9 protein-coding genes are annotated in these 12,033 nt (G+C 72.2%); 6 read left to right on the top strand and 3 right to left on the bottom strand.

The window, feature by feature from the left end:
• Positions 1-165: 165 nt before the first annotated feature.
• Together OG994_RS06080 and OG994_RS06075 are read right to left on the bottom strand one after the other, a co-directional pair.
• The gene (locus tag OG994_RS06080) at positions 166-2,796 is read right to left on the bottom strand and encodes a discoidin domain-containing protein (RefSeq protein WP_328852485.1); all 2,631 of its coding nucleotides are present in this window, start codon (positions 2,794-2,796) and stop codon (positions 166-168) included.
• Between the two features lie 231 nt (positions 2,797-3,027).
• Entirely contained in the window at positions 3,028-4,227 is a 1,200-nt protein-coding gene (locus OG994_RS06075) for an ROK family transcriptional regulator (RefSeq protein WP_328852484.1), read from the bottom strand.
• A 231-nt stretch (positions 4,228-4,458) separates the two neighbouring features.
• Between OG994_RS06075 and OG994_RS06070 the strand changes: the two genes are divergently transcribed.
• The 6 genes from OG994_RS06070 to OG994_RS06045 all read left to right on the top strand — a co-directional run bounded on the left by OG994_RS06070 (position 4,459) and on the right by OG994_RS06045 (position 11,446).
• Positions 4,459-5,760 (top strand): ABC transporter substrate-binding protein, encoded by a 1,302-nt coding sequence (locus OG994_RS06070; RefSeq protein WP_328852483.1) that lies wholly within the window; start codon positions 4,459-4,461, stop codon positions 5,758-5,760.
• Positions 5,761-5,824: 64 nt separating this feature from the next.
• Positions 5,825-6,814 carry a carbohydrate ABC transporter permease gene (locus tag OG994_RS06065; protein ID WP_120326276.1) on the top strand — a complete coding sequence of 330 codons (990 nt, stop codon included), beginning with the start codon at positions 5,825-5,827 and terminating at the stop codon, positions 6,812-6,814.
• Positions 6,807-7,646 carry a carbohydrate ABC transporter permease gene (locus OG994_RS06060; protein ID WP_120326277.1) on the top strand — a complete coding sequence of 280 codons (840 nt, stop codon included), beginning with the start codon at positions 6,807-6,809 and terminating at the stop codon, positions 7,644-7,646. Before OG994_RS06065 ends, OG994_RS06060 begins: the two co-directional genes overlap by 8 nt.
• A 29-nt stretch (positions 7,647-7,675) precedes the next feature.
• A complete protein-coding gene (locus OG994_RS06055) occupies positions 7,676-9,052 on the top strand; it encodes a GH1 family beta-glucosidase (protein ID WP_120326278.1) in 1,377 nt (458 codons plus the stop codon).
• 200 nt (positions 9,053-9,252) lie between these two features.
• The gene (locus OG994_RS06050; RefSeq protein ID WP_328852482.1) at positions 9,253-9,942 is read left to right on the top strand and encodes a TMEM175 family protein; all 690 of its coding nucleotides are present in this window, start codon (positions 9,253-9,255) and stop codon (positions 9,940-9,942) included.
• Between the two features lie 274 nt (positions 9,943-10,216).
• Entirely contained in the window at positions 10,217-11,446 is a 1,230-nt protein-coding gene (locus OG994_RS06045) for a ricin-type beta-trefoil lectin domain protein (RefSeq protein ID WP_328852481.1), read from the top strand.
• A 138-nt stretch (positions 11,447-11,584) separates the two neighbouring features.
• On the opposite strand, the gene OG994_RS06040 is transcribed toward OG994_RS06045, so the two are convergent.
• Positions 11,585-11,992: a cupin domain-containing protein gene (locus tag OG994_RS06040; protein ID WP_328852480.1), complete on the bottom strand. Its 408-nt coding sequence runs from the start codon at positions 11,990-11,992 to the stop codon at positions 11,585-11,587.
• Positions 11,993-12,033 lie beyond the last annotated feature (41 nt).

Raw genomic sequence — 12,033 nt, 5'->3', positions numbered from 1 at the left:
CATCGATCGCGGAAATCGATCGCAACGAGTGTGTCGACTTGGTGACACAGCGTCAGACCGAACGGTCACCGCGCAGGTGGCCCCCCGGTTGGCGGCGCCGTCCGGACGCGCGGGCGGGCCCGGCCGGGCGGATCCCGGCCGGGCCCGTCGAGGGCGGTCGCGCCCCTACGGGTACGCGGTGAGGTACACCTGCTGGTTGGCGGCGTTCGCGGTGCCGCCGGTGTTGTTGATCACCCGGTTGATGGTGCCGACCCCGCCCAGGGAGACGGTCACCAGGTTGGTGAACCGCACGTTCGGGGTGGTGGGCACCTCGAAGGCCCGCTCGGCGACCACGGCCGGGTTGACGTTGAAGTAGCAGTAGCTGCCCATGCCCCAGCCCTGGTGGCTGGTTACGCCGTCGCCCACCTTGTACGCGGCGTAGCCCCGGGTCGCGCCGTTCATCCAGGCGGCCTGGTTCGGCGGGTCGTACGGCATCTCGTTCTGGTAGAAGTACGTCCGCCCGCCGTTGCCGTTCCAGACCGTCTGGTACCGCTGGTAGTGCTCGACGAAGAGGCCGTACATGGTGACGTCGTCGCCGTTGACGGTGAGCCCGGTGTCGGCGGTGTTCAGCGTCCACCCGGTCGGTACGCCGGCCGCCGCGTGGTCGGCCCGCCACAGCCACATGTGGTCGCCGATGACGTTGTCGCTGTTCACGGTCAACGTGGTGGTGGCCTTCCCGACGTGCGGCCCGCCGATGCGGAAGAACACGTCGTGCAGCGAGGTCGGGTTCGCGGCGTGGTTCGCCGACGACCCGGGCGGGCCGACCTCCATGAGGACCGGCGAGTTCGTCGTGCCGGCCTCGAACATGATCCCGGCGACCTTCACGCCGTCCACGTCGGCCACGCGCATGGCCACGGTGCCGTTGTCGGCCTGGATGGTGGCCAGGCCGAGGCCGAGGATCACCGTGTCCGGGCGGTCGACCCGGATCGGCTCGGTGACGTGGTGCACGCCGGGGGTGAACAGCAGGTGCCGTCCCTGGGCGAGCGCCGCGTTGATGGTGGCCGCGCTCGTGCCGGGCTGGACGACGTAGAACTGCGACAGGGAGATCGACGACCCGGCCGGGGTCTTGCCGTACCAGGTGGTGCCGGTGGAGTTGGCGCGCAGGGCCGGCACGAAGACCCGGTACTCGCCGGTGCCGTCGACGTAGAGGAACGGCTTCTCCCGCACCACGGGGGTCTGTGGGATGACGGTGTGGGACGGGTTCGGGAAGTGCGGCGGGGGCGCGCCGACCACGCCCTGGAAGACCATGTTCCACACCGAGCCGGTCCAGCCGTTGCCGAACTCGCTGTTGCGCGAGTACCACTGCTGCTGGGAGCCGGAGACGACGAGGCCGTCGATGCGGGTGTCGGCCATCAGCCCGCCGCTGGACCAGCCGTCGCCGCCGTTCCAGAGCTGGATCTGGTTCTGCCCGCCGCGCAGGTGCATCCGGCGGTAGGGCGCCGCCTGCGAGACCGCCCAGCGCTCCACGGTCACCCCGGCCGGCAGGGTCACCGACAGGTTCTCCGCGGCGCGCCAGAAGTTCTGGGTGGCGTTGCCGTTCATCCAGAACGCCTCGACCCGCACGTGCCCGTTGAGGTTCACGTCGTCGGGGCTCATGCCGAGGCCGGCGACCTGGGTGAAGAAGCCGAGGTTGACGTCGGCCGTGTAGGTGCCGGGCTTGAACAGCACCGCGTACCGCTGCGGGCCGAACTGGTTCTCCTCCTGCTGGGCGAAGAGGCTGTCCAGCCGGCTCTGGATGGTCGCGGTCGGCGTGCCCGGGTCGAAGACGAACGTGTTCGGCCCGAGGTTCGGGTTGCGCGGGTCGGTGGGCGGGATGGACGGGTCGCCGCCGCCGTCGGTGGTGTTGACCTGGAACTCCCAGAGCGAGTATCCGTAGCCGGTGCCCCGCGCGGTGCCGTACATCCGCACGTAGCGGCCGCTGCCGTTCACGGTCAGGCTCTGGGTGCCGCCGGTGCCGGTGGTCGTGCTGTAGACGGTGGTCCAGGCGTTGCCGTCGGTCGAGGTCTGGATCTGGAAGGCCCGGGCGTACGCGGCCTCCCAGGCGAGCACGACCCGGCAGATCGACCGGGTGCTGCCGAGGTCGACGCGGAGCCACTGCGGGTCGGCGGCGGCGCTGGCCCAGCGGGTGCCGCTGTCGCCGTCGACGGCCGCCGAGGCGGGCAGGCCCGCGTTCTCGGTGGAGGACGCCGTGGCCGGCCGCCCCTGGGCGGCGTTGGCGCTGCCGCAGGTCGGCGTGGTGCCGCCGGTCTCCCCGTAGACCTGGAACTCCCACAGCGAGTAGCCGTACGCCGTGGCCCGCGTGGTGCCGTACATCCGCACGTAGCGGCCGGCCCCGGTGACGGCGATGGTCTGGGTGCCGCCGGTGCCCGCGCCGGTGCTGTGGACGGTGGTCCAGGTGGCACCGTCGTCGGAGGTCTGGATCTGGAAGGAGCGGGCGTAGGCGGCCTCCCACGCCAGCGTCACCTGGGTGATGGTGGCCCGGGCGCCCAGGTCGACCTGGATCCACTGGGGATCGCCGAAGGCGCTGGACCAGCGGGTGGCGCTGTTGCCGTCGACGGCCGCGGAGGCCGGGGTCGCGGCGTTCTCGGTGGAGGACGCGGTCGCCGGGCGGCCCTGCGAGAGCAGGGTGGGTGCGGCCTGCGCCGGGGGCGCGGCGACCGCCGGGGTGAGGGCCGCCACGAGGGCCACGGCGAGCCCGAGGAGCGTGCGGCGCCGCCGGTGGGGAGTCCGGCGTACGGATAAAGCACGAGATGTCATGACTTTGCCTGTCGGTAGGGGGCTGCGGACGCCGGGCGCGACGGGAAGGGGGAAGGGTCGAGCCGGACCGCGGACGCCGGAGTGGAACCGCCGGGGACGGCGCCGCGGATCGCGAGAGCGCTCTCGTAGGAGTGTTACGGCGGGGTTGCGACGGCGTCAAGACATCGATCTATAACGCTGTTATTTATCCCGAAGGTCCCCTGTGACCAACTCGGTCCGCGCGGGAGACGGTCAGCGGCGGAGGCCGCCGTCGGCGAGGAAGCGTGCGATCGGGAGGGTGGCGGCGCCCAGCGCCACGGCGTCCACGCCCAGCCGGCACAGCTCGATCGAGGCCTGCTCGTACGGCTGGCGCAGCGCCTGCCGGCCGGCCGCCTCGCGGATCGCCGGGAGCAGGTCGCCGAGCGCCATCGCCGCCCAGCCGCCCAGCACCACCCGCTCCGGGTTGAACAGGTTGATGAGGTTGGCCACCCCGGCGCCGAGGTACGCGGCCGTCTCGTCGAGCACCCGGCGGGCCGTCTCGGTGGTGGCCGCCGCGTCCAGCAGGGCGGTGAGCTGGGACTCCTCGTCCTCGCCCGGCACCGGGCGCCCGCCCCGCGCCTCCCGGTACCGGTCGATGATCGCCTCCGCGCCCACGTACGCCTCCAGGCAGCCGCGGGCGCCGCAGCGGCAGGGCCGGCCCCCGTACACCAGGGTGGTGTGCCCCCACTCCCCCGCGCTGCTGGACGCGCCGCGGTAGGTGACGCCGCCGGTCACGACGGCCGCGCCGACGCCCGAGCCGACGAGGGCGAAGACGGCGTGCCGGGCGCCGCGGCCCGCGCCGAACCACATCTCGGCCTGGCCGAGGGTCTTGGCGCCGTTGTCGATGTGCAGCGGCAGGTCGGTGCCGGTGGCGATGAGCTGTTCCAGCGGCACCCGGTCCCAGCCGAGGGCCTGCGCGTCGACCACGGCGTGCTCCCCCTGGGTGACCACCCCGGAGACGCCGATGCCGACGCCGAGCACGTCGGCGGGGGCGACCCCGGCCTCGCCGGTGACCGCGTCGATCCCCGTGAGGACGTGGCCGGCCACCTCGGCCGGCTCGGTGCGGGCCGGGTCCAGCGGGTACTCGACGCTGGCCAGCAGCGTCATGGCGAAGTCGAAGAGTTCGACCCGGACCCGGGTCTCGCCGACGTCCACCCCGACGACGAAGGCGAAGCGGGGCGCCATGCGGAGCATCATGCTGGGCCGGCCGCCGTCGGACTCGGCGGCGCCGGCCTCGGCCACCAGGCCCTCCTCGATGAGGTCGCTCACCACGTTGCTGACCGCCGGCTGGCTGAGCCCGGTGCTGCGGACGAGGTCCTGCCGGGTCAGCGGGCCGTCGAGGAAGAGCTTCGTGAGCAGGGCCGCCCGGTTGCGCAGCCGGACGCTGCGGTTGGTGGCTCGCACCAGCTCCACTCGTCACCTCGATCCCGTCGGTCGCCCGAGGCGACTGTACGTGCCCCACGCTTGACGACCCACTCGCAGACCACTTTAATGACGGCATTAATTAAGCCGTGATGTAACTCCCGGTGAGCGTCGACACATCGACGCGGCCCGGGAACCCGTCCGCACCGGCCGGCCGCCCGTCCCCCCACGCGTCACGACGGGCTCCGGCGGGCCCCCACCACTGCACCGGAAGGGCTGATCGTGTCGACGAGACGACACCTCGGGATACTCGCCGCCGCCGTCCTGGCGGCGGCCTCGCTGACCGCCTGCGGCGGCTCCGGCGACGACGCCGGCGGGTCCAGCAAGACCCTCACCTACTGGGCCAGCAACCAGGGCGCCAGCCTGGAGGCCGACAAGGCCATCCTCCAGCCCGAACTCGACAAGTTCGAGAAGCAGACCGGCATCAAGGTCAACCTGGAGGTCGTACCCTGGTCGGACCTGCTCAACCGGCTGCTCGCCGCGGCCACCTCCGGGCAGGGCCCGGACGTGGTCAACATCGGCAACACCTGGTCCGCGTCGCTGCAGGCGACCGGCGCGCTGGTCGAGTTCGACGACGCCACGCTCCAGGCCGTCGGCGGCAAGGACCGCTTCGTCCCCGCCGCGCTCGCCGCGGCCGGCGCCCCCGGCAAGCCGCCGGCCGCCGTGCCGCTCTACAGCCTCGCGTACGCGCTCTACTACAACAAGAAGGCGTTCGCCGACGCCGGCATCACCGCCCCGCCGACCACCTGGGAGCAGCTCGCCGAGTACGGCAGGAAGCTGAGCACCGGCGGGAAGTGGGGGCTCGCCATCGAGGGGGCGAACCCGTCGGAGAACGCCCACCACGCGTTCACGTTCAGCCAGCAGTACGGCGGCGAGTGGTTCGACTCGTCGGGCAAGCCGACCTTCGACACGCCGCAGAACGTGGCGGCCGTCAAGCGCTACGTCGACTTCATGGCCACCGACAAGATCACGAACCCGAGCAACGCCGAGTACGCGCAGAACCAGTCGGTCTCCGACTTCGCCAACGGCAAGGCCGCCATGCTGCTCTGGCAGGCCGCCGGGTCGAACCTCAAGACGCAGAACATGGCCGCCGACGCGTACGGCGTGGCCCCGGTGCCGTTCCTGGCCAGCCCGCCGCCCGGCGGCAAGAAGGTCAACAGCATGGTCGCCGGGATCAACATGGCGATCTTCAAGCACACCAAGAACCGTGACGGCGCGCTGAGCTTCGTGAAGTTCATGACCAGCGACGAGGAGCAGACGATCCTCAACAAGACGTACGGCTCGCTGCCCGCCGTGAAGACCGCCGGCACCGACCCGGCGTTCAGCGCACCGGAGCAGAAGGTGCTCCAGGAGACGCTGTCCACCACCGCGGCCCCGCTGCCGCAGGTGCCCGACGAGAGCACGTTCGAGACCCTCGTCGGCACCGCCATCAAGGAACTGTTCGCCGACGCGGCCAGCGGTCGCCCGGTCACCGAGGAGTCGGTGAAGAAGAAGTTGAGCGACGCGCAGCAGAAGATGCGCTGACCCCGGCGTCACCGGTGGCCGTGGCAGGGCACTGCCACGGCCACCACCTGGCGAGAGGACCCTGATGGCAACCAGCACCACCGCGCCGGGCGCGGCCCGCCCCGACCGGCGTGACGCCCGGGCCGGGACACCGGAGCCCGCCCGGCGGCGCCGTCCCCGGCGCCCACTCCTGCCGTACCTTCTGCTCGTCCCGGCCATCGTGCTGGAGCTGGCCGTCCACGTCGTCCCGATGGCCGTCGGCGCCTGGATGAGCCTGCTGGAGCTGACCCAGTTCCACATCCGGGACTGGTCCACCGCCCCCTTCATCGGGCTGGACAACTACCGGGCGACGCTCGACATCCACACCGCGGCGGGGCGCGAGCTGCTGCACTCGTTCTGGGTCACCCTCGCCTACACGCTGCTGTCGGTGGGGCTGGCCTGGCTGCTCGGCATGGCCGGCGCCGTCGTCCTGCAACGCCCGTTCCGGGGGCGGGCGGTCCTGCGGGCGCTCTTCCTCACCCCGTACGCCCTGCCGGTCTACACCGCGGTCATCACCTGGAGCTTCCTGCTCCAGCGGGACACCGGCCTGGTCAACCACGTCCTGGTCGACCAGCTCGGGCTGCTCGACGACAGGCCGTTCTGGCTGATCGGCGGCAACAGCTTCTGGTCGCTGCTGGTCGTCTCCGTCTGGCGCAACTGGCCGTTCGCGTTCCTGTGCCTGATGGCCGGCCTCCAGAACGTCCCCGACGAGCTGTACGAGGCGTCCGCGATCGACGGCGCCGGCTTCTGGCGGCGGCTGCGCTCGGTCACCCTGCCCCTGCTGCGACCGGTCAACCTCGTCCTGCTGCTGGTGCTGTTCCTCTGGACGTTCAACGACTTCAACACGCCGTACGTCCTCTTCGGCGGCTCCGCGCCCGAGCAGGCCGACCTCATCTCCATCCACATCTACCGCAGCTCGTTCAAGACCTGGGACTTCGGGTCCGGCTCGGCGATGTCCGTGGCCCTGCTGCTGTTCCTGCTGGTCGTCTCGGCCGGCTACCTGCTGATCACCAACCGCCGGAGGGACCATGCGTGAGACCGCCGGCGAGCGCTGGGGCCGGCGGATCGTGCTGACCCTGCTCGCCCTCTTCGTCGTCATCCCGCTCTACGTGATGGTCACCTCGGCCGCGAAGCCGTTGCAGGACGTGCAGAACGGCTTCACGTGGTGGCCGAGCCGGCCGACGCTGCAACCGTTCGTCGACATGTGGAGCACCGTGCCGCTGGCCCGGTACCTGGTCAACAGCCTCGTGGTGTCGAGCATCGCCGCGGTCTGCTCGGTGGCCGTGGCCATCTTCGCGGCGTTCGCCGTGAGCCGCTACCGCTTCCGCGGCCGGGGCGTCTTCTCGGTGACCGTCCTGTCGACGCAGATGTTCCCCGGCATCCTCTTCCTGCTGCCGCTGTTCCTCATCTACGTCAACCTCGGCAACACCACCGGCATCGAGCTGTACGCGAGCCGCCTGGGCCTGGTCATCACGTACCTGACGTTCTCGCTGCCGTTCTCGATCTGGATGCTGGTCGGCTACTTCGACTCGATCCCGCGCGGCCTCGACGAGGCGGCCCAGGTCGACGGCGCCGGCCCGCTGCGCACCCTGTTCCAGGTGATCCTGCCGGCCGCCGTGCCGGGCGTGGTCGCGGTGACCGTGTACGCGTTCATGACCGCCTGGGGCGAGGTGCTGTTCGCCTCCGTGATGACCGACGAGGGCAGCCGCACCCTGGCCGTCGGCCTCCAGGGCTACTCGACCCAGTTCAACGTCTACTGGAACCAGGTGATGGCCGCCTCGCTGGTGGTGAGCGTGCCCGTCGTCGCCGGCTTCCTGGCGCTGCAACGCTACTTCGTCGCCGGCCTCACCGCCGGCGCCGTCAAGTGATTCGATCCACCGCAGAGGAGAACCGACCCGTGCCGGACCTGTCCAAGCTGCCGCCCGACTTCCTCTGGGGTGTCGCCACCGCGGCGTACCAGATCGAGGGCGCCGTCGACGTCGACGGCCGCGCCCCGTCCATCTGGGACACCTTCTCGGCGACCCCCGGCGCCGTCGACAACGGCGACACCGGCGCGGTCGCCTGCGACCACTACCACCGCTGGCCGGAGGACGTGGCGCTGCTGCGCCGGCTCGGGGTCGACGCGTACCGGTTCTCGGTGGCCTGGCCGCGGGTGCTGCCCGAGGGCGTCGGGCAGGTCAACGCCGCCGGGCTGGACTTCTACGACCGGCTGGTCGACCGGCTGCTCGCCGACGGGATCCGCCCGTTCGTGACGCTCTACCACTGGGACCTGCCGCAGGCCCTGCAGGACCGGGGCGGCTGGCCGGAACGCGCCACCGCCGAGGCGTTCGCCGACTACGCGGCGGTCGTCGCCGCCCGGCTCGGCGACCGGGTGACCGACTGGTGCACGGTCAACGAACCGCTCTGCGTCTCGTGGATCGGGCACCTGGAGGGCACGATGGCCCCCGGCGAGCGGGACCTCGGCCGGGCGGTGCGCACCTCGCACCACACGCTGCTCGGGCACGGCCTCGCCACCCGGGCCGTGCGCGCCAACGCCGCGCGGCCGGCGTCGATCGGGCTGGTGCTCAACCTCAGCCCGATCGAGCCCGCCAGCGACCGGCCCGAGGACGTCGCGGCGGCCCGCCGGATGGACGGGCACGTGAACCGCTGGTGGCTGGACCCGGTGCACGGACGCGGCTACCCCGCCGACATGGTCGCCACGTACGGCGTCGAGCCGCCGGTACGCGGCGACGACCTCGCCGTCATCGCCACGCCGACCGACTTCCTCGGCGTGAACTACTACTTCCGGCAGGTGGTGGTGGACGACCCGGCCGGGCCGCCGCCGTACGCCCGGCAGGTGCCGGTGCCCGGCGCCGTCGAGACGGCCATGGGCTGGGAGGTGTATCCGCCCGGGCTGGAACGGTTGCTCGTCGCGGTCAGCGAGGAGTACCGGCCCGGGAGGATCATCGTGACCGAGAGCGGCTCGGCGTGGCCGGACGCGGTCACGCCCGACGGCACGGTCGAGGACAAGGAGCGCACCGACCACCTGGAGGAGCACCTGGCCGCCTGCGCCGCGGCGGTGGCCCGGGGTGTCCCGCTGGCCGGGTACTTCGTCTGGTCGCTGCTGGACAACTTCGAGTGGGCCTACGGCTACGACAAGCGCTTCGGCCTGGTGCACGTGGACTACGCCACCCAGCGGCGGACGATGAAGGCGAGCGGGCACCGCTACGCCGAGCTGATCCGCGCCCACCAGCGGCTGGCCGGCGCGGCCGGCGCCGCCGCGCCGGTGGCCTGAGCGGGCCGACGGGGCCCGGGATCCCCGGGTGCCGCGCCGGGCGGCACCCGGGACCCGAACCGGGCCGTACCCGCGACCCGGTCCGCACGGCCGGTCCTCGCGGCCGGTCCGCCCGCGGCCGGGTCTCGCGGCCGGTCCGCTCACGGCGGGTCCGGGCGAAGGGTCCCCACCGTCGGGCGGTGGACGGTTAGCCTGCGGCAATGGCCGCGACAGACGAGGGGCTCGCAGAGCCGGACGACGGGAGCCGGATGTCGGAGACCGACCGCATGAAGGCGTTCAGCGACGGCGTGTTCGCCATCGTCATCACCCTGCTGGTCATCGAGTTGCGGGTCCCCGAGTACCACGAGGGCGGCCTGCTGGCCGGGCTGAGCCACGAGGGGCCGGCGTACCTGGCGTTCGTGATGTCCTTCGTGTACATCGGCGTGATCTGGTTGAACCACCACGCGCTGCTGCGCCTGATCCGCGGGACCACGCTGGCGCTGAGCTGGATCAACCTCGCCATCCTCTTCGGCGCCGTCATCATCCCGTTCCCGACCGCGGTGCTGGCCTCCGCCTTCACCGACGGGGACACGGCCGACCGCAGGGCCGCGGTGGCGTTGTACGCGCTGGCCGCCGCCCTCATGTCCGCGCCCTGGCTCGCGTTCTTCACCTACCTGCACCGTCACCCGGCGCTGCGGGCCACCGACGTCGACCCCGAGCACATCCGCGACCAGCGCCCTCGCCCCGTCACCGGCCTGATCCTCTACGGGCTGAGCGGGCTGCTCGGCTGGTTCGTCCACCCCGTGCTCGGGCTGGTCCTCATCATCGTCATGATCGTCTATCACGCGCTCACGAGCGAGGGCCTGCGCGCCGGGCCGCTGCGGTGGCTCGCCCCCGGCCGACGGTCCTGACCGCCGGCCGGGGCCCGGCCGGGTCGCGCCGGGCGGGCGTACGGCCGGGTCGCGCCGGGCGGGCGTACGGCCGGGTCGCGCCGGGCGGGCGTACGGCCGGCGGGTCCGCGCCCGCGCACGGCGCCACGAGGCCGGAGAGCGCTCTCTTGACACCGCCGACCACTCTCAATAGATTGTTTTCAATCTATTCTCCGGTTTCTCACAGTTGCCCGTCCGGCACCGGTTCGTCGGGCGGAGCGAGGACCGGACCCCCGAGACCGCAGGGAGGTTTCCCGTGCGCAGAATCCGTGCCATCGCCGCGCTCGCGCTCGCCGGCGTGGGGCTCAGCGTCGCGCTCACCGCGACCACCGAGGCCCCCGCCGCCGCGGCGCCCGGCGCGGTGACCTGGGTCGACGACTTCAACGGCCCCGCCGGCTCCCCACCGGACCCCGCGAAGTGGCGCTACGACATCGGCGGCGGCGGCTGGGGCAACAACGAGCTCCAGTACTACACGAACAGCACCCGCAACGCGGCACTGGACGGCAACGGCAACCTGGTCATCACCGCCCGGCGCGAGAACCCGGCCAACTACAGCTGCTGGTACGGCAGCTGCCAGTACACCTCGGCCCGCCTGCTGACCGCCGGCACGTTCGCCCAGGCGTACGGCCGGTTCGAGGCCCGCATCAAGATCCCCCGCGGCCAGGGGCTCTGGCCGGCGTTCTGGATGCTCGGCACCAGCAGCAACACCTGGCCCGACCGGGGCGAGATCGACATCATGGAGAACGTCGGGCGGGAGCCGTCCACCGTGCACGGCACGCTGCACGGGCCGGGGTACTCCGGCGGCAACGCGGTCACCGGGCAGACGTCGCTGCCCGGCGGGCAGGCGCTCGCCGACGCCTTCCACACGTACGCCGTCGACTGGGCGCCGGACTCGGTCACCTGGTACCTGGACGGCGTGCAGTACTCCCGCAAGACCCCGGCCGACCTGCGGGGCAACCGGTGGGTCTTCGACCACCCGTTCTTCATGATCATGAATGTGGCCGTGGGCGGCAACTGGCCCGGCTCCCCCGACGGCAGCACGGTCTTCCCGCAGACGATGGTGGTCGACTACGTCCGGGTGCAGGCGTGGGACACCGGCGGGGGCGGCAGCGGCGCCCCGATCGTCGGCTACGGCGGCAAGTGCGTGGACGTGGCCGGCGCGAACACCGCCAACGGCACTCCCGTACAGCTCTGGACGTGCAACGGCACCGCCGCGCAGCGCTGGACCTGGGCCGGTGACGGCTCGGTGCGGGCGCTGGGCAAGTGCCTCGACGTGTCCGGCGGCGGCACCGCCAACGGCACCCCGGTCCAGCTCTGGGACTGCAACGGCAGCGGCGCCCAACGGTGGGTCTTCACGGCTGCCGGCGACATCGTCAATCCGCAGGCCAACAAGTGCCTCGACGCGACCGGGGTGAGTTCCGCCGACGGCACGCGGCTGCAGATCTGGGACTGCACGGGCGGCCCCAACCAGAAGTGGCGACGCTGACCCGCTCGCGCCGCCCACCCCTCCCGGCCGGCTCGCGGCGGTGATCGCCGAGCGCCGCCGCCGCCCGCGTCGATCATGAGGTTGGCGGGGACGACCCGGACAATCGTCCCCGCCAACCTCATGATCGACAGGAGGGGGTCAGGACAGGGGGTGGCCGGTGGTGGCGTCGACGTGGTCCGGGATCTCGTCGTGCCGGTCACCGACCGACGACGTGCCGGTGGGCTCGAACATCAGGATCGAGGCGCCCGCGACCGACGACGGGCGGTGCTCGACGCCCCGGGGCACGACGAACACGGACCCCTGCGGCAGCACCACCCTGCGTTCCCGCACCGGCCCGCCGTCCGGCCCCTCCCGCAGCGCGATGCGCAGTTCCCCGGCCAGGACGAGGAAGAACTCGTCGGTGGTGTCGTGGCGGTGCCACACGTGCTCGCCGGCCACCTTGGCGACGCGGACGTCGTAGTCGTTGACGTGGGTGACCACGCGCGGGCTCCACAGCGCCTCGAACGACGCCAGGGCGGCGGCCAGATCGATGGGTTGACTGGTCATGCCGACCATCCTCGCCCGCGGGCGACCGACCCGGTGAGTGC

The sequence above is a fragment of the Micromonospora globbae genome (genome assembly GCF_036184225.1).
GTDB classification, from domain to species: Bacteria; Actinomycetota; Actinomycetes; order Mycobacteriales; family Micromonosporaceae; genus Micromonospora; species Micromonospora globbae.
Note: the sequence above shows the minus strand (reverse complement) of the source record. Positions and strands in the feature narration are given on the sequence as shown.

Coding starts and splice junctions, on each gene's coding strand:
- OG994_RS06060 (WP_120326277.1), top strand. CDS start 6,807: ATGCGTGAGACCGCCGGCGAGCGCTGGGGCCGGCGGATCGTGCTGACC.
- OG994_RS06040 (WP_328852480.1), bottom strand. CDS start 11,992: ATGACCAGTCAACCCATCGATCTGGCCGCCGCCCTGGCGTCGTTCGAG.
- OG994_RS06080 (WP_328852485.1), bottom strand. CDS start 2,796: ATGACATCTCGTGCTTTATCCGTACGCCGGACTCCCCACCGGCGGCGC.
- OG994_RS06065 (WP_120326276.1), top strand. CDS start 5,825: ATGGCAACCAGCACCACCGCGCCGGGCGCGGCCCGCCCCGACCGGCGT.
- OG994_RS06050 (WP_328852482.1), top strand. CDS start 9,253: ATGGCCGCGACAGACGAGGGGCTCGCAGAGCCGGACGACGGGAGCCGG.